Below are 20891 nucleotides of genomic sequence, written 5' to 3'. Positions count from 1 at the left end.
GGAGAGCGCTCCCGTCACGGGGCCCTGCCCCTGCACCCCTGCGGGGACTGCGTCCCCTGCACCCCTGCGGGGACTGCGTCCCCTGCACCCCTGCGGGGCTCTGCCCCGGCCCGGCTGTACCCCGGGTGTTCGCCCGCCCGCCCGGCTCGGTGGGGAGAGGGCTCCCGTTCCCCCCGGCGGGGCTTCGCCCCACCCCCCCGGCTCAGCCGCCGGAGGCACACGCGTGGGCCCGCCCCCCGAATCGGAGGGCGGGCCCTTTTGCGTCCTCGCGGTGGCACCGCCATGCAGCACCGCGAGGGGTCGGGGGAGGCAGGGTCGGGTCAGCCGAAGCGGCCCGAGATGTAGTCCTCTGTTGCCTGGACCGACGGGTTGGAGAAGATGCGCTCCGTGTCGTCGATCTCGATCAGCTTGCCGGGCTGGCCGACGGCGGACAGGTTGAAGAAGGCCGTGCGGTCCGAGACGCGCGCCGCCTGCTGCATGTTGTGCGTCACGATGACGATCGTGAAGCGTTCCTTGAGTTCGCCGATCAGGTCCTCGATCGCCAGGGTGGAGATGGGGTCCAGGGCCGAGCAGGGCTCGTCCATCAGGAGGACCTTCGGTTCCACGGCGATGGCGCGGGCGATGCACAGCCGCTGCTGCTGGCCGCCGGACAGGCCCGAGCCGGGCTTGTTCAGACGGTCCTTGACCTCGTTCCAGAGGTTGGCGCCCTTGAGGGACTTCTCGACGACGTCCGCCAGTTCGGACTTCTTGTAGCTGCCGTTCAGGCGCAGGCCCGCGGCCACGTTGTCGAAGATCGACATGGTGGGGAACGGGTTCGGGCGCTGGAAGACCATGCCGACCTCGCGGCGGACCGAGACGGGGTCCACGCCCGAGGCGTACAGGTCCTCGTCGTCCAGGAGCACCTTGCCCTCGACCCGGCCGCCCGACGTCACCTCGTGCATCCGGTTCAGCGTGCGCAGGAACGTCGACTTGCCGCAGCCGGAGGGGCCGATGAAGGCCGTCACCGAGCGCGGTTCGACCGTCATCGAGATGTCCTCGATCGCCTTGTGGGATCCGTAGTAGGCGGTCAGACCGCTTACGTCGACTCGCTTCGCCATTTTTTCTACTTCACTTCCAGTCAGTCGCTGAGGGGGCCCCGTGCGGCGGTAGCCGCTGATCGCTGATTCAGCGACCGGTCTTCGGGGCCTTCCAGCGGGCGATGCCGCGGGCCACCATGTTGAGGATCATCACGAAGGCGATCAGGGTGAGCGACGCCGCCCAGGCGCGGTCGTAGGCCGCTGTCGAACCCGCGCTCTGTGAGTACTGCTGGTAGATGTACAGCGGGAGCGACGCCTGCGCACCCTCGAAGGGGTTGGCGTTGATGAACGGGTTTCCGAAGACGAGGAGGAGTACCGGCGCCGTTTCGCCCGCGATACGGGCGATCGCCAGCATCACGCCCGTGATGATGCCGCCGATCGAGGTCGGGACTACCACCTTCAGGATCGTGCGCCACTTCGGGACGCCCAGGGCGAGGGACGCCTCGCGCAGCTCGTTCGGGACCAGCTTCAGCATTTCCTCTGTTGAGCGTACGACGACCGGCATCATCAGGATCGCCAGGGCGAGGGAGCCCGCGAAGCCGAAGGGCTGCATGTCGAGCATCAGCATCAGGCTGAGGATGAACAGGCCCGCGACGATCGACGGGATGCCGGTCATGACGTCCACGAAGAACGTGACCGACTTCGCCAGGCCGCCCCGGCCGTACTCCACCAGGTAGATCGCCGTCAGGATGCCGATCGGGGCACCGATCGCGGTCGCCAGGCCCACCTGCTCCAGGCTGCCGAGGATCGCGTGGTAGATACCGCCGCCGGCCTCGCTGTCCGCCACCACGCCCATCGAGTGGGTGAGGAAGTAGACGTCCAGGACCTTCACGCCGCGCTGGATGGTCGTCCACAGGAGGGAGACCAGCGGGACCACGGCCAGGAGGAACGCCACCCAGACCAGGCTCGTCGCCACCCGGTCCTTCGCCTGGCGGCGGCCCTCCACCTTCGCGGCGATGCCGAAGGTGCCGAGGATGAAGAGGATGCCGGCGATCAGGCCCCACTGGACCTTGCTGTCCAGGCTGCCGGCGAGGCCGATGACGATCGCGAGGGCGAGCGAGCCGGCTGCGATGGCCCAGGGGGACCAGCGCGGGAGGCTGGCGCCCTGGAGCGTGCTCGGGGACTTGTCGGCTACTGCTGCTGCGTGGCTCATGCGTTGGCCCCCGAGTACTCACTGCGGCGGGCGATGATCATGCGTGCCGCGCCGTTGACCAGCAGGGTGATGACGAACAGGACCAGACCGGAGGCGATGAGCGCGTCCCGGCCGAACTCGGTCGCCTCGTTGAACTTGCTGGCGATGTTCTGGGCGAAGGTGCCGCCGCCGGGGTTGAGGAGGCTGGCGTGGATGTCGAAGTCGGGGGAGAGGACGGTGGCCACCGCCATCGTCTCGCCCAGCGCGCGGCCGAGGCCGAGCATCGAGGCCGAGATGACTCCGGAGCGGCCGAAGGGGATCACCGACATGCGGATGACCTCCCAGCGGGTGGCGCCCAGCGCCAGGGCCGCCTCCTCGTGCATCTGCGGGACCTGGCGGAAGACCTCGCGGCTGACGTTGGTGATGACCGGGAGGATCATCACGGCCAGCAGGATGCCCACCGTGAGCATCGAGCGCGGGGCGCCGTCGTCCCAGGAGAAGACGCCGGTCCAGCCCAGGTAGTCGTTCAGCCAGCCGAACAGGCCGTCCATGTGCGGTACGAGGACCAGGGCGCCCCAGAGGCCGTACACGATGGACGGGACGGCGGCGAGCAGGTCGATCACGTACGCGACGGGGCCGCTCATGCGGCGCGGGGCGTAGTGCGTGATGAAGAGGGCGATCGCGACGGCGATCGGGACCGCGATGACCATCGCGATGATCGACGAGACCACCGTGCCGAAGGCCAGGACCGCGATGCCGAACTTCGGCGGGAGGAGGCTGGTGTTCCACTCGAAGGTGGTCAGGAAGTTGGCGTCGTCCTTGCTGATGGCGAGGTACGCCCGGTAGGTGAGGAAGACCGCGATCGCGGCCATGATCACCAACAGGAAGATGCCCGATCCGCGGGACAGGGCCAGGAAGATCCGGTCACCGGGTCGGGTGGCACCGCGCGCCGCACGCTTCTGCTCGGCGGTCACGGCCGGCGGGGCGGTAGGGGGAGGGGTGTCGTCCGTGTCTGTGTTCTGTGTCGATATGTCCATGGAGGTCTCCGGTCTGCGGAGCCGCCTGCGGGTGTGGGGGCGGCTCGGGTGGGGCCGGGTTACGGGCGGCCCCTGGCGGCGGTGCACCGGACGGGTGCGGTCCGGACCGGGTTTCCCCGGGTGCCGGACCGCACCGCTGGGATCAGCTCAGGCCCTCGATGGTGGTGCGGACCTTGGTGATGATGGCGTCGGGGATCGGCGCGTAGTCGATGCCGGAGAGGATGCCCTGGCCGTCCTCGCTGGCGATGTAGCGCAGGAACGCCTTGGTGGCCGGCAGGGTGGCGGCCTTGTTGCCCTTGTCGCAGGCGATCTCGTAGGTGACCAGGGTGAGCGGGTAGGCGCCCTCGGCCTTGGTGTTGTAGTCCAGCTTCAGCGACAGGTCGCTGCCGGTGCCGACGACCTGCGCGGCGGCGACGGCCTTGGTGGCGCCGTCGGAGGAGGCCTTGACCGGGGCCGAGGCGCCCGTGTCGACGGCGACGGTGCCCAGACCGTCCTTGGCGTACGACAGCTCCATGTAGCCGATCGCGCCGTTGGTCTGCTTGACGCCCTGGGCGACACCGGAGGAGCCGGCCGCGGCCTGGCCGCCCTTGGCCTGCCAGGCCTTGCCGCCCTCGTACTTCCAGTTGTCCGGGGTGGCGGCGATCAGGTACTTGGTGAAGTTGTCCGTGGTGCCGGACTCGTCCGAGCGGTGGTACGGCTGGATCTTCAGGTCGGGCAGCTGCGCGTCGGGGTTGAGCTTGGCGATCGCGGCGTCGTTCCAGTTGGTGATCTTGCCGTCGAAGATCTTGGCGATCGTCGCGGCGTCGAGGACGAGGTTGTCCACGCCCGAGACGTTGTAGGCGACGGCGATCGGACCGGCCACCATCGGCAGGTCGATGCCCTGGCCGCCGGAGCAGACCGCCTTGGACGCGGTGACGTCCTCGGGCTTGAGCGCGGAGTCCGAGCCGGCGAAGGCGACCTGGCCCTGCGTGAACGCGGTGACACCGGCGCCGGAGCCGGAGCCCTTGTAGTTCACCTGGACGCCCGAGCAGGCCTGGGTGAAGTTCTTGACCCACGCGTCGATCGCGTTCTTCTGCGCGGAGGAGCCGTCGGCCAGCAGCTGGCCCTTGGCGTCGTCACACTTGATGGAACCGGCGGCCGCCGTGGCGGAGGAGCTGCTGCCGCTGCTGGAGCCGGTGTCGTCGGAGCCGCACGCCGTGAGGGCCAGGGCGCCGGAGACGGCGAGAGCACCGAGGGAGAGAGCCCGCCGGTTCATGCGCTGAAGCTTCACTTGAGGAAGATCCTTCCAGGAGCCGCCGTCCTGAATTCCGGCGGCGTGCGGAGTATGCAGAAGTCTGCTCGGTACGGACGCGACCACCGGGGTCGCGCACCGCACCGCGTAAGGCCGAAATTAGGCAGAACAGGTGAAGGCGCCTACGGGCGCGAGTGAACGGGGGGTGAACCCCTGGGGACGGTGCGGTTAGGTCACGGAACGCTCACGTCGAGGACACGAGGCGATTCCGGCGGCCGGCCGGTTCCGCCCACCCGTTATGCCAGGTGCAGGACGTGCAGCAGGGCGTCCACGAGGGTGCGGTCCCTCGGCTGGGTGAGCCGGTCCCGGGCGGCCGGCGGAGGGAGCCAGAGGAGGCGGTCCACCTCGTCGTTCGGGGAGAACGTGCCCGACACGGCCTCGGCCGCCCAGTAGCGGACCTGCTTGGGGCGGCCGTTCGCCTCGTAGTCCACGGTCGGCAGCCGGGTCCCGGGCGCCGCCCGGTAGCCCGTCTCCTCGTGGACCTCCCGCAGGGCCGCCGCGAGCGGGTCCTCGTCACGTTTCAGCTTGCCCTTGGGGTGCGACCAGTCGTCGTACTTGGGGCGGTGGACGAGACAGAGCTCCAGCCCGCCGTCCGCCGGTGAGCGGCGCCACAGCACGCAGCCCGCCGCCTGGACGGGGAAGCCGTCGGGGTTGTCCGCAGTGCTCACCTGGTCCTCACCACCTGTCCGGTCAGGGTGCGCCGATGGTCTGCTTCTGCCACGACCGCTGGAACGCGTACCGCGCGGCCTCCACCTCATGCCGCTGGTCCGCGTGCAGCACGCCGAGCGCGTACGCCGTCGCCGGCGCGATCCGGGGGGTGCGGGCCGCCTGGGCCGCGGCGGAGGACGCCTCCGAGGCGTCGCGGTGCCGGTCGAGCGCCTCGCCCGCCGCGAGCAGACGGACGTCCAGCGGGGTGCTCCGGCCGTGCACGACCTCGCAGGCGTAGCGGTGCAGCCGCAGCAGCAGGCGGACCTGGTGCCAGGGCGCGTCCTGCGGGTGCGGAGCCGGGTCCGGGGAGAGGCCGTGGATCAGGGCCTCCGCGTTGTAGGGGCTGCCCGCGGTGACGAGCGGCAGCGCGGTGACCGCGTCGGCGAGGCGCTCCTCGGCCGCGCCGGCCAGGGGGCGCAGGTCGGTGGCGGGGGCGGTGGGGGTGAGCGGGACCTCGCTGGCGAGGACGGCGAGCTTGTCCGCGACGGCGTGGAAGCGGGAGGAGCCGAGGGCCTGGAGGGCGGTGGAGTGGGCCCGGGTGCGGGCGAGGGTGAGCTGGCGGTCCAGGAGGGCGCCCGCCTTCGCCGCGCCCACGGTGAGGTTGCCGCGGTCCGGGGTCGCCGGGTGGGCGGTGGCCCGGTCGGCCGGGTCCGGGCCCGCCGAGCCCGCCGCGCCGGCCAGTTGGCTGGGTACCGGCGCCGCGCCCGACAGCCGGTTCAGCGCCAGCAGCAGCCGCTCCAGGCGGGCCCCGTACGCGTGCTCCAGGGCCAACGTGCCGGACAGCCAGGCCAGTTCGGGGCGGATCCCCTCCGACCACTCGGGCTCGAGGAGCGGACGGAAGGTGTGCAGGCTGCCGCTGATCCGACGGGCCGAGCGGCGCAGGGCGCGCACCGCGTCGACGCGCACCTCCGCGCTCGCCGGACCGCCCGTCGAGGCGCCCGACGAGCCGTTCGACACGGCGCCGCCCGTCTCCCGGTGCAGGCGCAGCGCGCGGAGGAACTCCGTGGCCTGGCCCCGGAGATAGCCCGCGAGGGCGTCCCCGGTGGACACGGGCCCGGCCGTGGGGTCCGTCAGGTCATGGTGTCGCTGTGCCACGCCGGCGCCTCCGGGCGTCTATGAGCATCTCCTGGACGTTGCGCAGGGGCGCGCCGTCCGCGTCGTGCGAGTGCCGGATCCACTCGCCGTCGGGGCCGAGGTGCCAGGAGGCGGTGGAGTCGGACATGCCCGTTTCCAGGAACCGGTTCAGGGACGCCCGGTGGGCCGGGTCGGTCACCCTGACCAGGGCCTCGATACGGCGGTCGAGGTTGCGGTGCATCATGTCGGCGCTGCCGATCCACACCTCGGGCTCCCCGCCGTTGCCGAACCCGAAGACCCGCGAGTGCTCCAGGAACCGGCCGAGGATGGAGCGGACCCGGATGTTGTCCGACAGGCCCGGCACGCCCGGGCGCACCGCGCAGATGCCGCGTACCCACACGTCGACCTGCACGCCCGCCTGGGACGCGCGGTAGAGGGAGTCGATGAGGGCCTCGTCGACGATCGAGTTGACCTTGATGCGGACGTGCGCGGGCCGTCCCGCGCGGTGGTGCTGGATCTCCTTGTCGATGCGGGCGATCAGACCGTCCCGCAGGGACTTGGGGGCGACGAGGAGACGGCGGTAGGTCTCGCGGCGGGAGTAGCCGGAGAGCCGGTTGAAGAGGTCGGAGAGGTCCGCGCCGACCTGAGGGTCGGCGGTGAGCAGGCCGAGGTCCTCGTAGAGCCGGGCCGTCTTCGGGTGGTAGTTGCCGGTGCCGACGTGGCAGTAGCGCCGCAGTGTGTCGCCTTCCTGACGGACCACCAGCGACAGCTTGCAGTGCGTCTTCAGGCCGACGAGGCCGTAGACGACGTGGCAGCCGGCCTCCTCCAGCTTGCGCGCCCACTTGATGTTGGCGTGCTCGTCGAAGCGGGCCTTGATCTCGACCAGGACGAGGACCTGCTTGCCGGACTCGGCGGCCTCGATGAGCGCGTCGACTATCGGGGAGTCGCCCGAGGTCCGGTACAGGGTCTGCTTGATGGCGAGGACGTCCGGGTCCAGCGCCGCCTGCTCCAGGAAGGCCTGCACGGACGTCGAGAAGGAGTCGTACGGGTGGTGCAGCAGGACGTCCCGGCTGCGCAGGGCCGCGAAGATGTCCGGCGGGGACGCCGACTCGACCTCGGCGAGGTCGCGGTGGGTGCCGGCGATGAACTTCTTGTACTTCAGCTCGGGCCGGTCGAGGCCGCTGATGCGGAAGAGGCCGGTGAGGTCGAGCGGGCCCGGCAGCGGGTAGACCTCGGCCTCGCTGATCTTCAGCTCGCGCACCAGCAGGTCGAGCACCTCGCGGTCGATGGACTCCTCGACCTCCAGGCGCACCGGCGGCCCGAAGCGGCGCCGCATGAGCTCCTTCTCCAGGGCCTGGAGGAGGTTCTCGGCGTCGTCCTCCTCGACCTCGAGGTCCTCGTTGCGGGTGAGCCGGAAGGCGTGGTGCTCCAGGACCTCCATGCCCGGGAAGAGCTCCTCCAGGTGGGCGCCGATGATGTCCTCGATGGGGACGTACCGGCCGGGGGAGCTCTCCAGGAAGCGGGACAGCAGCGGCGGCACCTTGACGCGCGCGAAGTGCTTGTGGCCGCTGACCGGGTTGCGTACGACGACCGCGAGGTTGAGCGAGAGACCCGAGATGTACGGGAAGGGGTGCGCGGGGTCGACGGCGAGCGGGGTCAGCACCGGGAAGATCTGGTGCCGGAAGAGCGTGAACAGGCGCGCCTGCTCCTTCTCCGTCAGCTCGCCCCAGCGGACCAGGTGGATGCCCTCCTCCGCGAGGGCGGGGGCGATGTCCTCGTGATAGGTCGCGGCGTGCCGGGCCATGAGCTCGCGCGAGCGGGCCCAGATCATCTCCAGCACCTCGCGCGGCTGGAGACCGGAGGCCGAACGGGTGGCGACCCCGGTGGCGATACGGCGCTTCAGACCGGCCACCCGGACCATGAAGAACTCGTCCAGGTTGCTGGCGAAGATGGCGAGGAAGTTGGCCCGCTCGAGGAGGGGCGTGTTCGGGTCCTCGGCGAGTTCCAGAACGCGTTCGTTGAACGCGAGCCAGCTGCGCTCCCGGTCGAGGAAGCGGCCCTGGGGCAGCTGTGGGCCGTCGTACGGCGCCTCCTCGTACGTGTCGAGGTCGGCGTCGATGTCGGGCTCGAGATCGGAGACCACGGCGGAGACGGTGTGCGGGCGGTGCGCGGCTATGGAGCCCACGGAGGGCTGCGCGTGCTGGACCTCGGCCTGGGCGTCTGACTGGCTCATGGACCCATTCTTCCGCGCCAGGAGCGTGACAGGCGCGTCGGAACGTGCGGGCGGGATCGCGTGGGGACCTCCGTGGGGCTGATTTCCCCCGGGAGGCGGCGAAGGCTCGGGCACGGCGGGCTTCATTCGCCGAGCGTCGCAAGGTCGTCTGAACCGATGGTTACGGCGACATGGCGTGCGGGATATCGGGGGGCGGCTCGCGGGGGTCGATGTCCTGGAGCGGCGGTGTGCGGGCGCGTGCTGCGGGGTGTGTGGGTCCCTCCCCCCGTGGAGGGACCCGCACACGCCGGGATCAGGGGCGGGATCAGGCCGTGGCGGCGGTGGCCGTGCGGCGGCTCAGGAGGAGGAACGCGGCGGCGGTGGCGAGGGCGGCGAGGGTCAGGACGACGCCGGTCTCCACGAGTTGGAGCGGCCAGTAGTGCGACTCGGGGTGGTAGGTCGTGTAGTAGCCGGTGACGCCCAGGTCGTCGAGGCAGCGCCGTGCTTCGGCGGGCGTGCCGTCGCAGGCCCAGTAGTCGACGTCTGGGGTACGCCGTCCGTGGATCAGCGCTCCGCTCTCCAGCTCCCAGGCGTTGTCCGGGAGGTCGACCCCGTCCGCCGCGGAGGTGCGGGTGACGGCGGGCCAGAAGGAGCCGCGGTACTGCGCCACGACGAAGGCGAGCAGCCCGTTCGCGGCGACGGAGACGGCCAGTGCGGGCAGCGCGCGGCGCAGCAGGAGCGCGGTGAGCACGCCGACGGCGAGCGCGCACAGGGCGTACGCGAGGCCGGCCGGGCCGCGTGAGAGGTACGCGTCGTCGCCCATCCACCCGTTGTACGTCAGGTTCCGGTGGGCGCCCCAGGCCCAGCGGTACACCAGGACCAGCACAGTGGCGCCGGCGGTCAGGGCGAGCGCGGGGACGGCGAGCTTGGCGGTGAGCCAGCGGGCTGGGGTGATGCCCTGGGCCCAGGCGAGGCGCGCGGTGCCGTTCTCCAGCTCGCGGCCGATCAGCGCGCCGCCCGCGAAGGCGGCCACGGCGAGGAAGCTGTAGGAGATCAGCAGGCCGACCCAGCCGAGCGACTCGCTGTAACCGACCCAGCCGATCGCCATGTCGCACAGGTCCTGGTTCGCCCGCTCGCAGGCCTCCCACTCCGCGAGCTCGTCCTTGACGGCGACCTCGTTGAGCCACACCAGCCAGCCGCTAAGGGCCAGGACGACAGCCGCCCAGACGAGGAGGGCGGTGCGGTGCAGGCGCAGCACGGTGCGGAGGGTGCCCCAGGCGGTACGGCCGTTCATGCCGCTGCGGCGGGCCGGTCCGGGGGACGCCGGCGCCTCGGGGGCGACGGCGGTCATACGGCGGCCTTCGTGCCGACGCGCGTCGGAGTGGCGGTCGAGCGCCTGAGCAGGACGAACGCGGCGACGGCGAGGGCGGCGGCCACGGCCAGCACGAGGGCGGTCGTGGTCAGCTGGAGCGGCCAGTAGTGGGACTCGGGGTGGTAGCTCGTGTAGAAGCCGGTGGCGTCGAGATCGGCGTACACCGTCGCGCAGCCGGGGGAGACGGAGGTCGCCCCGCAGCCGGGGTCGGCGATGTGCGCGCCGGTGGCGGTGACCAGGCCCGAGTCGACGCCGAGGCCCGAGCCCTGGTAGCCGTCGGCGAGGCTGGTGACGCGGGTGACGGCCGGCCACAGGTGCGGCATGAGCTGGTCGGCCAGGAACCGGGTGGCGGCGACGCAGGTGAGGGCGAGCGTCAGCGCGGGCAGCGTACGGCGCAGCAGCACACCCCCGAGGGCGCCGCCGGCCAGGCCGGTCAGGGCGAAGGCGACCGTGGTGGGGCCGTTGGTGTGCAGGGTGAGGTTGTCGTACCAGCTCTTCGCGGTGTCGATACGGCCGTCGCCCGCCGACCACATCAGGCGGTGCAGCGTGACCAGCAGGCCGGTGCCCGCCGTGACCAGGACCGTGGGCACGATCAGCTTGGTGGCCAGCCAGCGGACCGGGGACAGGCCCTGCGTCCAGGCGAGCTGCGCGGTGCCGTGCTCCAGCTCGCGGCCGAACAGGGCGGCGCCCGCCCAGGCGGCGACGACGAAGGGGAGCGCGGTCAGCGCGCCGGTCGTGTACATGTACACGCTCTTGTAGCGGACGATCGAGTCCTGGTCGTAGTGGCAGGCGGAGCGGAAGTCGTCGCAGGCTTCCCGGTACTGCCGCCAGGCCGCGACCGACGAGTCGGTCAGCGGACCCCACAGCCACACCAGGCCGAGGGCGAGGACGGCGACGACGCCGATCCAGATGTACAGGGCGGGCCGGTGCAGGCGGAGCAGCCAGCCCGCTCCGGGGGCGGTCCTGGTCTCCGAGGCGGCCGGCGGCGGGGCGAGTGCGGTCATACGGCGGCCTCCTCGGGCTCGGCCGGGGTGAGCGGGGCGGCCTGCGGGTTGCGCAGATAGGCGAGCACGAGCTCCTCCAGGGAGGGCGTCGAGGTGCGCCAGTCGTCGGGGAGCCGGCCCGCGGGGCGCACCAGGGCGGTGAGCTGACGGCCGGTGACCCGGGACTCGACGACCGTGTGCGGGGCCAGTTCCGGCAGGGCGTCCGGGGCGCTGTCCGGGGAGCCGTCCGCGGGGGTGGGCCTGGTGGAGCCCGTGGCGGTGCTCACGCGCGTGTGGGCGGCGAGCAGGTCGTCGATCTCACCGGCGAGGCGCACCCGGCCGCCGCCGACCAGCAGCAGGTGGTCGCAGGAGTCCTCCAGTTCGGCGACGACGTGCGACGACATCACGATCGTCGTGCCGTACTGCGCCGCCCGTGCCATCAGGGTGCCCATCAGCTCGTGCCGGGCCAGCGGGTCGAGGTCGGCCATCGGTTCGTCGAGGAGGAGCAGTTCGGGCCGCTTGCCGAGGGCCAGGGCGAGCGCGACCCGGGTGCGCTGGCCGCCGGAGAGGGAGCGGATCTTCTTCCTGGGTTCGAGATCGCCCGCGGAGACGATCCGCTCGGCGGTCTCGGCGTCCCAGCGCCCCGGGTTGAGATCGGCGCCCACGCGCAGCGTCTCGGCGACGGTGAGCTGGGGGTACAGCGGCTTGTCCTGGGCGACGTAACCGACACGCGCGCGTGCGGACGCGGGGTCCGTGCCGAGGACGGTGACCCTGCCCTCGGTGGGGGCCAGCAGGCCCGCGGCGAGGGCGAGGAGCGTGGACTTGCCCGCGCCGTTGGGGCCGACGACGGCACAGACGCGCCCGGCGGGGAGGCGGAACGTGCAGTCGCGCAGCGCCCAGCCCCCGCGCCGGCCGAAGCGCTTGCCGAGCGCGGTTGCCGCCATGGCGGTGTCGGTCATGAAGGGTCTCCAGGATTCAGGTCGTGCCGGTCGTGCGTGTCGGTGCGGCTGTGCCGGTCGGGCCCGTCGGGCCGGTCGGTGCGGCTGTGCCGGTCGGTTCGGCTGTTCGGGTCCGGCACGGCGAAGTGCTCGTCGAGTACGGCGGTGAAGAGCGCGGCCACGTCGTCGCGGTCCAGTGCGGCCTCCCGGGCCCGGACGGCCCAGGCGTCCAGTTCCGCGCGCAGGGGCGAGTCGGCCGGGGTGGTGTTCAGCCCGCGCCGCACGAAGGTGCCGACGCCGCGCCGGGCCTCCACCAGCCCGTCGCGCTCCAGCTCGCGGTACGCCTTCAGCACGGTGTTCGGGTTGATGGCTGTCGCCTCGACGACCTCGCGGGCCGTGGGCAGCTTGTCGCCGGCCTGAAGCACGCCCAGGCGCAGGGCCTGCTTCGTCTGCTGGACGATCTGGACGTAGGTGGCCACGCCGCTGTGCCGGTCGATGCGGTATTCGACCACTGGACAACCACCCTTTCACTAATTGAGTAGTGAAAGGGTGGTAGAAGGTGGTGCTCGAAGTCAAGAAAAAATCGTGCGGCGAACCGTGAACCGATGGGCGGGGCCCGTCCGATGAGGGGATGTGAGCGAAACGAGAAGCGACGGGGAGCTGCTGCGGGCCATCGCGGCAGACCGGGACCGTCACGCCTTCGAGGAGCTGTACCGGCGGTACGCGCCCTGGCTGACCGCACGCCTGCGCGGCCGCTGCGCGGACGCCGGGACAGTCGACGACGTCGTGCAGGAGACCTTCCTCGCGGTGTGGCGCGGCACCGCCCGCCACCGCCAGGAGGGCTACTCCGACGACGCCGCCGGCTGGCTGTGGCGCATCGGCTCGCGGCGGCTCGTCGACGCCGTGCGCGGGGACGGGGCGCGCGGCCGGCTGCGCCAGGCGCTGTACCGGCTGCGCCACCGCGACGAGGCCTCGGCGGAGGAACGCGTGCTCGCGGGGGTGGAGCACGGGGACCTCGCCGGGGCCCTCACCCGCCTCTCGCCGGAGCTGCGGGCCGTCCTCCAGGCGACCGTCATCGACGGGCTCACCACCCGGGAGGCGGCCGTTCTGCTCGGCATCCCGCCCGGCACCGTCAAGACGCGGGCCCAGCGTGCCCGCAAGCAACTGCGGGAGGCGCTGGCATGAGGCGGCACATGTGCGGAACGGACCTGCGCGGACGCGTGGGCGACGGACAGTCGAGGGAGGTCGTGGCATGACGTGGCATGTGGCTGAAGAAGACCTGCGGGCGTACGCGCACGGCGAGTTGGCGCCGCCGCTGCTGTGGTCCGCCGACACCCACCTCACCGGGTGCGCGCAGTGCCGGGCCCGGCTCGCGGAGACCACCGACCCCGTCGCGCTGGACGCCGGCTGGGAGCGGCTGGACGCCGAGCTGGACGCGCCGCGGCAGGGCCTGCTCGAGCGGCTGCTGGTGCGGCTCGGCGTGGCCGACCACACCGCGCGGCTGCTGACGGCGACGCCGGTGCTGCGCCGCTCCTGGCTCCTGTCGGTGCTGTTCCTGATGGTCGCGACGGTGCTGGCGGTGCGAATGGCGGACCAGCCCGCGCTGTTCCTCGCGCTCGCCCCGCTGCTTCCGCTCGCCGGGGTCGCCCTCTCGTACGGCCCGTCCCTGGACCCGACGTACGAGATGGCCGTCGTCGCCCCGCTGCACGGCTTCCGGCTGCTGATGATCCGCACGGTCGCGGTGCTCACCGCGGGCCTGGCGTTCAACGGCCTGGCGACGCTGGCGCTGCCGGGGTACGGGCTGCTGGCCCTGGCCTGGCTGCTGCCCGCGCTCGCCCTCACCGCGACGGGACTCGCGCTGACCGCCCGGCTGGGCCCGGTCGTCGCGCCCGCCCTGGTCGGCGGCGCGTGGGTGTCGCTGCTGGTGGTGGCGAAGAGCCAGGTGCACGCCCACGACACGCTCGCCCCGTTCACGGCGGCCGGCCAGTCGGCCGCGGCGGCCGTGGCGGCCCTCGCCGCTCTCCTGCTCTACCAGGCCCGTGACCGCTTCGACGCCCGCCCGCTGGGCGGCTTCCCGGACGGCGGCACCGGGTGACGCGGCCAGCCGCCCATGCGGCCCTCGCCCCGGTCTCCAGGCCCGCCCGCCTCCCGGCGTTGCGCCGCCGCCTGCTGGGTGGCCTTCCCGGGCGGCGCCACCGGGTGACGCGGCCATCCGCCTCCACGGCCCCCGCCCCGGCCCCGCCCGCCCACCGGACTTCCAGGAGCTTCACATGACCAGCGCTTCCACCGGCCCCGCCACCCTGACGGCCACCGACCTCTCCCTGCGCTTCGGCGGTACCCGTGCCCTCGACGGCGTCTCGCTGCGGCTGACCCGCGGTGTCACCGGGCTGCTCGGCCCCAACGGCGCCGGCAAGACCACCCTGTTGCGGGTGCTGGCCACGGCCGTGCCACCCGACGGGGGCGCGTTCACGGCCCTCGGGCACGACCCCGGCACCGCGCCCGGCCGCCTCGCCCTGCGCCGCGCGCTCGGCTATCTGCCCCAGACCCCCGGCTTCCACCCGGAGTTCACGGCCTTCGAGTTCGTCGACTACGTGGCCATCCTGAAGGAGCTGACCGACCGCGGCGCCCGGCTGCGCGAGGTACGGCGCGTGCTGGAGGCAGTCGACCTCTCGGAGGTGCGCGGCACGCGCATCAAGCGGCTGTCCGGTGGCATGCGCCAGCGCGTCGCCCTGGCCGCCGCGCTCGTCGGCGAGCCCGGCTTCCTGGTGCTGGACGAGCCAACGGTCGGCCTCGACCCCGAACAGCGCATGCGCTTCCGGGAGTTGATCGCCCAGGCCGGCGAGGGCCGCACGGTACTGCTGTCCACCCACCAGACGGAGGACGTGGCGATGCTCTGCCACCGTGTCGTGGTGCTGGCCCGGGGCCGCGTCCACTTCGAGGGCACCCCGGCCGACCTGACCGCCCGTGCGGCCGGCCGGGTCTGGAGCAGCACGGAACGCGATCCGAACGCCCTGGCGGGCTGGCGCACCGGCACCGGAAGCTTCCGCAACATCGGCGATCCGCCGACCGGCGCCGAACTCCTCGAACCCACCCTGGAGGACGGCTACCTGCTCACCCTCGACGGTGAGAGCGCGGAGGTGACGGCGTGAGCACCACGACCCCGACGATCACGGAACCAGCCGCTACGCCCACCGAGCCGCCGCACGAGGGCCACCGCACCAAGGCCGTCCTCGCCCTCGCCCGCTTCGAGACCCGCGAACTGCTCCAGCAGATTCCGGTGCTGTTCTTCTTCGCCCTGTACGTCGTCCTCATCGCCCTGCGGCTGATGAGCAAGGACGGCATGGACGACTTCCCCGTCCTCAACACGGTCGACCGCCGCACCCAGGCGACGCCGCTGCTGTTCGCCCTCGCCGTGTTCATCTGCGTCAACGCGGCCGCGCTGCGCTCGCGCAAGCACGGCACGGTGCAGCAGTTCGGGGTTCTGACCATGGAGCCCTGGCGGCGCACCCTCGCCCATGTGCTCTCCGTGATCCCCTACGCGGGGCTCACCGCGCTCGCCGTCGCTGCCGAGTACACCCGGGAGGCGCTGAAGCCCGGCGCGATCGGCCACGGCTCCTTCGGGGAGCTGGCCGTCGGCCCCCTGAGCGTCCTGCTGGCAGGCATCACGGGCGTGCTGCTGGCCCGCCTGCTGCCCTCCTCCTTCGTGCCCATACTGTTCGTCATCGCCGTGTACGTGCTCGGCATCCTGGTCTCCGGACTCATCGACGTCCGCCAGGAGTGGGTGGCGTGGATCGACCCGATCCAGTTCTTCTCGTCCAGCGGCGGCGACCCGGTCCCCTCCGACCTGCTGGGCCGTCCGGCCGGCTGGCACGCCCTGTATGTGACGGGCCTGTGCGCCGTGCTGGCCTGCGTGGCCCTGCTGGTCGCCGGCGGCCGCACCCGGGCCGTCAAGGCGGCGACCGCGCTCGCCCTCGCGGCCACCGCGGCCGGTGTGATCGGCCAGCTCCCGGGTGACACGTCGGCTCTGGACGCGGCGCGCAAAACGGCGTCCGACTCCCCGGAGAAGGTCCAGTCGTGCACGACGCACGACGGCTCGACCTACTGCTCGTTCCCCGAGTGGAACGTCGTGCGGGACGACTGGGCCGAGGTCGTAGACCGGGTCAGGTCCGGGGCCGGCGGCACGGCGGCGGAGGCCCGGCTGACGGTCCGCCAGCGCATCTACACGGACGGCGGAGTGGAGACGGACGGCGCCCTGGACCCCTCCACCACTCCCGGCGAGGTGACGGTCGGCACGCGCTGGGGCGGCAACCGCGTCCCCGAGTTCGCGGTCGCTGTCGCCACGGTCCTGGTGGGGGGCTCGGAGGACGTGACGACCGAGCCGATGTGCGACGCCCGCGCGGTGACCATCATGTGGCTGGTCCTGGGCCAGGACCCCACCCCGACGGCCACCTTCCGGAACGTGCGGCTGGACGACAGCACCACCGGCTCGGGCGTGGTCCTGGCCCCGACGAACGGACTGAGCCTGTCGGGCCCGCAGACGACGGTGATCCGGGAACTGCTGGACCGGCCGCGTGCCGAGACGACGGCCCGGGTCAAGGCCCACTGGACGGAACTGACGTCCGCGCGGACGACGACCGCCCAGGCCGCGAAGCTGCTGGGCGTCGAGGTGCCGAAGGAGGCGGACCAGTGCGGGGAGTAGCACGAACAGCGACGAGAGGGCTCCCGGCGGACCTGTTGCGGTCCCTGGTGCCGCCGGTGTGCCGCGGCCTTCCCCGGCGGGCGCTGACCACGGCCGGCGGGCTGGGCCTGCTGCTCGCCGGCACCACCCGGCTGCCGGACCACGCCCCGGACGCCGAACTGGGGCGGCTGGTGCTGCGCCTCACCGCCCTCACCGGCGCACTGGGCCTGGCCTTCCTGCTGGACGACCCGGCCCGCAACACCACCGCGACGACACCGGTGGGCCGCCCGCGGCGCACCGTGCTGCGGCTGGCCGTCGTCGCCCCCCTGGCGGCCCTGTGGTGGGCGGCGGTTCTGCTCCTGACCCCTGCCCCGACCCGCCCGGCGCTCGGCCCGGCCACGCTCGAGGCCGCGGCAACGGCCTGCGCAGCCCTCGCCCTCGCGACGATCTCCGTTCGCTTCACACAGACGGCGGAAGTGGGCAGGAGCACGGCGGTCTGGCTGGGGACGGCGGCCGCGGTGGCGGTACTGGTCCCGAACCGGTGGGGCCTGCTGGGCACGTCCCAGGACCCCTACTGGGCGGCGACGCAGGTGAGATGGGCGTTGGTGCTGGGGGCGACGGTCACGCTGAGCGTGCTGTGGACGCCGGAGCCGCTGCGGGGACGACCCCGCAGACAGGGGTCAGGCCGGCTCGGTCCGTCCTGGGGCCGTCTCTCCGGCTGAGGTCCCGGCGCTCGGCTGAGGCCCAGGCTCTCCTCGGGCGGCTCAGGTCTCCGTCCGGTACATCAGGTCCGTCTCGTGGGTGATGAACCCCAGCCGCTCGTACACCGACACCGCGGCCTTGTTGTCGGCGTCGACGTACAGCATCGCCGTCGGCAGGCCCTGCGCCGCGAGGTGCCGCAGGCCGATCGTGGTGAGGGACTTGCCGAGGCCGCCGCCCTGCGCGCCGGGGGCGACCCCGAGGACGTACACCTCACCGAGCTGCTCCTCGGCGTGCACCTTCGTCCAGTGGAAGCCGACCAGCCGATCGCCGTCGAAGGCGAGGAAGAAGCCGGCGGGGTCGAACCAGGGTTCGGACCTGCGGGCGTCGAGGTCGCGCTGGGTGAGGGAGCCCTGCTCGGGATGGTGGGCGAAGGAGGCGGCGTTGACGGCGAGCCAGGCGGAGTCGTCCTTCCCGGGGACGAAGGCACGGACGGTCACGCCCTCGGGCAGCACCGGATCGGGCAGCTCGAGGTCGGTCAACGGCCGCCGCATCTGGCGCAGTTCGCGGAACAGGGAGAGGCCCAGGACCTGGGCGAGGTGCCGGGCCGCGGAGTGACCGCCGTGGGCCCACACCCGAAGCCGCTTGCCGGAGGCGGCGAGCAGGGCGGAGCCGAGTGCGCGGCCGTGTCCGTGGCCGCGGTGCGAGGGGTGGACGACCAGTTCGGCCGCGGGTGCCTCGACCGGATCGGTGTCCTCCAGCTGGGCGTAGCCCACGAGTTCGTCGCCGAGGGTGAGGACCAGGTGGGAGACACCTTCGCGGGTGCCTCCGCGCAGCTGGAGGCGGCCCTGTTCGGACACCGCCTGCTGGCCGTCCGTCCGGGCGGCCTCCGCGAGCAGTTCGAGGACGGCCTCGGTCTGTTCGGGGGAGAGCTCGGAGTGGGTCTCGATGGATCGGGAGCCGGGGATCCGTGCGATGTCGTCGCTGGTCATGCGTACGAGGGTAAGGGGCGGGACGCACAAAGTGGCGGCAAGGGGAGAGCCGGAAGGCTGCGGTCCGGAAAGGCAAAGCAGAGGGTAAGCGCAGGACAAAGGGAAACCAGGATGTAACCAAGAACCCCCTGTCGCGCTACGCGCGTTGACCCTAGGCTGCGCCGGACGGGGCCACTTCCTCATACGTCTCGCAGGGCCGGTCGGGCCCAAGGGACGCAGACACCACAGGCAGACACCTCAGGGGGGCGCATGCCAGCCACTTCCCAGCCGCATCCGAACGGCAGACGTCGTACGTACCGTCTTCTCGCGGCCGCCGCGGGTCTCGCCACCGCCGGTGCCATGGCCGCCGCGCTCCCGGCGGACGCCCATGACACCAAGCACTCCAAGCCGCTGCCGAGCCGCTACCAGGACGTGCAGCTGCTGTCCTTCAACGACCTGCACGGCAACCTCGAGCCCCCGTCCGGCTCCTCCGGCCGGGTCACGGAACTCCAGGCGGACGGCACGACGAAGACGATCGACGCGGGCGGTGTGGAGTACCTCGCCACGCACCTGCGCGAGGCCCGCAAGGGCAATACGTACTCGGTCACCGCGGCCGGCGGCGACATGGTCGGCGCCTCCCCGCTGATCTCGGGTCTGTTCCACGACGAGCCCACCATCGAGGCGCTGAACAAGCTCGACCTGGATGTCACGTCGGTCGGCAACCACGAGTTCGACGAGGGCGCCAAGGAGCTGGCCCGGCTCCAGAACGGCGGCTGTCACCCGACGGCCGGCTGCTACACGGACAAGAGGTTCAAGGGGGCCGACTTCCCGTACCTGGCGGCCAACGTCCTGTCCGAGAAGAGCGGCAAGCCGATCCTCGAGCCGTACTTCGTCTGGAAGAAGAAGGACGTCAAGATCGGCTTCATCGGCGTGACGCTGGAGGACACCCCCGGTGTGGTGTCCGCCGAGGGCGTCAAGGGCCTGAAGTTCAAGGACGAGGTCGAGACGATCAACAAGTACGCCAAGGTGCTGCAGAAGCAGGGCGTGAAGTCGATCGTGGCGCTGATCCACGAGGGCGGGCTGCCGGCCTCGGGCTCCTACAACTACAACTGTGACTCGCCGGGCGCGGGCGCCGGCATCTCCGGCCCGATCGTCGACATCGCGAAGAACATCACGCCGGCGGTGGACGCGCTGGTGACGGGCCACACGCACGCCGCGTACGCGTGCACGATCCCGGACCCGTCGGGCAAGCCGCGCACGGTCACCTCGGCCGCGTCCTTCGGCCGGCTGTACACGGACACCACGCTGACGTACGACCGCTTCACCGGTGACATCGCGCGTACGGCGGTGAAGTCGGCGAACCACGTGGTCACCCGGACCGTCGCCAAGGCGCCCGACATGACCGAGCTGATCACCAAGTGGAACACCCTGGCGGCCCCCGTCGGCAACCGGGCGATCGGCTACATCTCCGCGGACGTCCCCAGCACGGGCACCGAGTCCCCGATGGGCGACCTGATCGCGGACGCCCAGCTCTGGTACGGCAAGCAGCTCGACCCGGAGACGGACCTCGCGCTGATGAACCCGGGCGGCGTCCGGGCGGGCCTCACCTACGCGGCCAAGGGCAGTGAGGGCGACGGCGTGGTGACCTACGCCGAGGGCTTCACCGTCCAGCCGTTCTCCAACACCGTGAACCTCCAGGACTTCACCGGCGCCCAGCTGATCCAGGTCCTCAAGGAGCAGGTGAGCGGGACGAACGCGAGCGCGCCGAAGATCCTTCAGCCGTCCGCCAACCTGACGTACACGCTGGACCTGACGAAGAGCGGCGCCGACCGTGTCGTCACGGACTCCATCAAGCTGAACGGCGCGGCGATCGACCCGGCCGCCACCTACCGCGTCTCCACGAACAGCTTCCTCGCGGGCGGCGGCGACGGCTTCACCACGCTGGGCCAGGGCACCGGCGACCTGGTCGGCGCCGACGACCTGACCGCCCTGGAGCAGTACCTGCTCGCCAACTCGTCGGCCACGGGCCCGATCGCCCCGCCGACGGCGAACCGGATCGCGATCGTGCAGTAACCCACGAACGACCCGCGACCACAGCGGTTCACGAGGCGGCCCCGTCACCGACGGGGCCGCCTCTTCGTATTAAGACCTGTGTGAGTTCCCGGTTGGTTCCCGATGCCGCCTGAAAACCAGTCTCAGCCGCAATTCATCGAGGTCTAAGCGGAATCGGCTTTTTCTTCTTCTGTCGTCCCGTAGTGTTTTCCATGTCGAAAGCGAACGACGCGAAAGCGAAGTAAGCGAACAGAGCGAACGGAGAACGCCATGAGCTTCCACAAGATCACCCCCGTCAAGAAGGCCCGCAAGACCGCTGCCGCCCCGGCCCCGAAGCCCGTGGCCAGGAAGAAGGCCGCGAAGAAGGTCGCTCCGAAGCGCCGCCCGGTCTCCCATAAGGGCTGATGTCGCAGTCATCCCGGTCGACACTGTTGCAAATCCGCGACAAATAAGCCACGCGTAAAACCAGCATATTCGGCACCTGATAAATGGAGAGGTAATTCCCATGAGCTTCCACAAGATCACCCCCGTCAAGAAGGCCCGCAAGACCGCTGCCGCCCCGGCCCCGAAGCCCGTGGCCAAGAAGAAGGCCGCGAAGAAGGTCACCCCGAAGCGCCGCCCGGTCGCGCACAAGGGCTGACGGCACGCCACGAGGCGGGGTCACCGGT

The 20891-nt window shown here is 71.8% G+C and carries 20 protein-coding genes; 8 read left to right on the top strand and 12 right to left on the bottom strand.

The genetic code is table 11. The annotated features are described in order from the left end of the window. Nucleotides 1-320: 320 nt before the first annotated feature. From pstB to OG736_RS20950, 11 genes are all read right to left on the bottom strand, one after another. The gene (gene pstB / locus OG736_RS21000; RefSeq protein ID WP_327183818.1) at nt 321-1097 is read right to left on the bottom strand and encodes a phosphate ABC transporter ATP-binding protein PstB; all 777 of its coding nucleotides are present in this window, start codon (nt 1095-1097) and stop codon (nt 321-323) included. Between the two features lie 67 nt (nt 1098-1164). Next, the gene (gene pstA / locus OG736_RS20995; RefSeq protein WP_327183817.1) at nt 1165-2229 is read right to left on the bottom strand and encodes a phosphate ABC transporter permease PstA; all 1065 of its coding nucleotides are present in this window, start codon (nt 2227-2229) and stop codon (nt 1165-1167) included. Next, nucleotides 2226-3245, bottom strand: coding sequence for a phosphate ABC transporter permease subunit PstC (pstC, locus tag OG736_RS20990; RefSeq protein ID WP_327183816.1), 1020 nt, complete (start codon nt 3243-3245; stop codon nt 2226-2228). The genes pstA and pstC overlap by 4 nt, the downstream gene beginning before the upstream one ends. Before the next feature lie 142 nt (nt 3246-3387). Then, the gene (pstS, locus tag OG736_RS20985) at nt 3388-4515 is read right to left on the bottom strand and encodes a phosphate ABC transporter substrate-binding protein PstS (RefSeq protein ID WP_327183815.1); all 1128 of its coding nucleotides are present in this window, start codon (nt 4513-4515) and stop codon (nt 3388-3390) included. Between the two features lie 257 nt (nt 4516-4772). Beyond that, a complete protein-coding gene (locus OG736_RS20980) occupies nt 4773-5204 on the bottom strand; it encodes an NUDIX hydrolase (RefSeq protein WP_327183814.1) in 432 nt (143 codons plus the stop codon). A 22-nt stretch (nt 5205-5226) separates the two neighbouring features. Next, nucleotides 5227-6339: a CHAD domain-containing protein gene (locus OG736_RS20975; RefSeq protein ID WP_327183813.1), complete on the bottom strand. Its 1113-nt coding sequence runs from the start codon at nt 6337-6339 to the stop codon at nt 5227-5229. Then, complete coding sequence (locus OG736_RS20970; protein WP_327183812.1) at nt 6320-8677, bottom strand: RNA degradosome polyphosphate kinase; 2358 nt, start codon at nt 8675-8677, stop codon at nt 6320-6322. Before OG736_RS20970 ends, OG736_RS20975 begins: the two co-directional genes overlap by 20 nt. A gap of 178 nt (nt 8678-8855) precedes the next feature. Then, nucleotides 8856-9881: an ABC-2 membrane transporter-related protein gene (locus OG736_RS20965; protein WP_327183811.1), complete on the bottom strand. Its 1026-nt coding sequence runs from the start codon at nt 9879-9881 to the stop codon at nt 8856-8858. Next, the gene (locus tag OG736_RS20960; RefSeq protein ID WP_327183810.1) at nt 9878-10906 is read right to left on the bottom strand and encodes an ABC-2 membrane transporter-related protein; all 1029 of its coding nucleotides are present in this window, start codon (nt 10904-10906) and stop codon (nt 9878-9880) included. The genes OG736_RS20965 and OG736_RS20960 overlap by 4 nt, the downstream gene beginning before the upstream one ends. Further along, nucleotides 10903-11844 carry an ABC transporter ATP-binding protein gene (locus OG736_RS20955; protein WP_327183809.1) on the bottom strand — a complete coding sequence of 314 codons (942 nt, stop codon included), beginning with the start codon at nt 11842-11844 and terminating at the stop codon, nt 10903-10905. The genes OG736_RS20960 and OG736_RS20955 overlap by 4 nt, the downstream gene beginning before the upstream one ends. Continuing rightward, entirely contained in the window at nt 11841-12335 is a 495-nt protein-coding gene (locus tag OG736_RS20950) for a GntR family transcriptional regulator (protein ID WP_327183808.1), read from the bottom strand. The genes OG736_RS20955 and OG736_RS20950 overlap by 4 nt, the downstream gene beginning before the upstream one ends. Nucleotides 12336-12456: 121 nt before the next feature. Here OG736_RS20950 and OG736_RS20945 point away from each other — a divergent pair, with 121 nt between their 5' ends. The 5 genes from OG736_RS20945 to OG736_RS20925 all read left to right on the top strand — a co-directional run bounded on the left by OG736_RS20945 (nt 12457) and on the right by OG736_RS20925 (nt 17223). Further along, the gene (locus tag OG736_RS20945; RefSeq protein WP_142264985.1) at nt 12457-13008 is read left to right on the top strand and encodes an RNA polymerase sigma factor; all 552 of its coding nucleotides are present in this window, start codon (nt 12457-12459) and stop codon (nt 13006-13008) included. Between the two features lie 67 nt (nt 13009-13075). Beyond that, nucleotides 13076-13918: an anti-sigma factor family protein gene (locus tag OG736_RS20940; RefSeq protein ID WP_327183807.1), complete on the top strand. Its 843-nt coding sequence runs from the start codon at nt 13076-13078 to the stop codon at nt 13916-13918. A gap of 175 nt (nt 13919-14093) precedes the next feature. Further along, on the top strand, nt 14094-14972 hold the full coding sequence (locus OG736_RS20935) for an ABC transporter ATP-binding protein (RefSeq protein ID WP_327183806.1): 879 nt from the start codon (nt 14094-14096) through the stop codon (nt 14970-14972). Beyond that, the gene (locus tag OG736_RS20930; RefSeq protein ID WP_327183805.1) at nt 14969-16522 is read left to right on the top strand and encodes an ABC transporter permease; all 1554 of its coding nucleotides are present in this window, start codon (nt 14969-14971) and stop codon (nt 16520-16522) included. Before OG736_RS20935 ends, OG736_RS20930 begins: the two co-directional genes overlap by 4 nt. Before the next feature lie 56 nt (nt 16523-16578). Next, complete coding sequence (locus OG736_RS20925; protein WP_327183804.1) at nt 16579-17223, top strand: ABC transporter; 645 nt, start codon at nt 16579-16581, stop codon at nt 17221-17223. Nucleotides 17224-17265: 42 nt separating this feature from the next. Here the strand turns inward: OG736_RS20925 and mshD are convergent, their stop codons facing one another. Continuing rightward, a complete protein-coding gene (gene mshD, locus OG736_RS20920) occupies nt 17266-18192 on the bottom strand; it encodes a mycothiol synthase (protein ID WP_327183803.1) in 927 nt (308 codons plus the stop codon). A gap of 249 nt (nt 18193-18441) precedes the next feature. On the opposite strand from mshD, the gene OG736_RS20915 reads away from it, so the two are divergent. The 3 genes from OG736_RS20915 to OG736_RS20905 all read left to right on the top strand — a co-directional run bounded on the left by OG736_RS20915 (nt 18442) and on the right by OG736_RS20905 (nt 20863). Further along, entirely contained in the window at nt 18442-20244 is a 1803-nt protein-coding gene (locus tag OG736_RS20915) for a bifunctional metallophosphatase/5'-nucleotidase (RefSeq protein ID WP_327183802.1), read from the top strand. Between the two features lie 249 nt (nt 20245-20493). Continuing rightward, nucleotides 20494-20628 (top strand): hypothetical protein, encoded by a 135-nt coding sequence (locus tag OG736_RS20910; protein WP_327183801.1) that lies wholly within the window; start codon nt 20494-20496, stop codon nt 20626-20628. A 100-nt stretch (nt 20629-20728) separates the two neighbouring features. Next, on the top strand, nt 20729-20863 hold the full coding sequence (locus OG736_RS20905) for a hypothetical protein (protein WP_199920330.1): 135 nt from the start codon (nt 20729-20731) through the stop codon (nt 20861-20863). Nucleotides 20864-20891: the final 28 nt, after the last annotated feature.

This window comes from Streptomyces sp. NBC_01334 (assembly GCF_035983595.1).
Classification (GTDB): Bacteria; Actinomycetota; Actinomycetes; order Streptomycetales; family Streptomycetaceae; genus Streptomyces; species Streptomyces coriariae.
The sequence above is the reverse complement of the archived record's forward strand: the minus strand, read 5'-3'. Positions and strand labels throughout refer to the sequence as shown.

Coding starts and splice junctions, on each gene's coding strand:
- OG736_RS20965 (WP_327183811.1), bottom strand. CDS start 9,881: ATGACCGCCGTCGCCCCCGAGGCGCCGGCGTCCCCCGGACCGGCCCGC.
- OG736_RS20910 (WP_327183801.1), top strand. CDS start 20,494: ATGAGCTTCCACAAGATCACCCCCGTCAAGAAGGCCCGCAAGACCGCT.
- OG736_RS20960 (WP_327183810.1), bottom strand. CDS start 10,906: ATGACCGCACTCGCCCCGCCGCCGGCCGCCTCGGAGACCAGGACCGCC.
- OG736_RS20940 (WP_327183807.1), top strand. CDS start 13,076: ATGACGTGGCATGTGGCTGAAGAAGACCTGCGGGCGTACGCGCACGGC.
- OG736_RS20915 (WP_327183802.1), top strand. CDS start 18,442: ATGCCAGCCACTTCCCAGCCGCATCCGAACGGCAGACGTCGTACGTAC.
- pstB (WP_327183818.1), bottom strand. CDS start 1,097: ATGGCGAAGCGAGTCGACGTAAGCGGTCTGACCGCCTACTACGGATCC.
- mshD (WP_327183803.1), bottom strand. CDS start 18,192: ATGACCAGCGACGACATCGCACGGATCCCCGGCTCCCGATCCATCGAG.
- OG736_RS20955 (WP_327183809.1), bottom strand. CDS start 11,844: ATGACCGACACCGCCATGGCGGCAACCGCGCTCGGCAAGCGCTTCGGC.
- OG736_RS20970 (WP_327183812.1), bottom strand. CDS start 8,677: ATGAAGCCCGCCGTGCCCGAGCCTTCGCCGCCTCCCGGGGGAAATCAG.
- OG736_RS20905 (WP_199920330.1), top strand. CDS start 20,729: ATGAGCTTCCACAAGATCACCCCCGTCAAGAAGGCCCGCAAGACCGCT.
- pstC (WP_327183816.1), bottom strand. CDS start 3,245: ATGGACATATCGACACAGAACACAGACACGGACGACACCCCTCCCCCT.
- pstA (WP_327183817.1), bottom strand. CDS start 2,229: ATGAGCCACGCAGCAGCAGTAGCCGACAAGTCCCCGAGCACGCTCCAG.
- OG736_RS20935 (WP_327183806.1), top strand. CDS start 14,094: ATGACCAGCGCTTCCACCGGCCCCGCCACCCTGACGGCCACCGACCTC.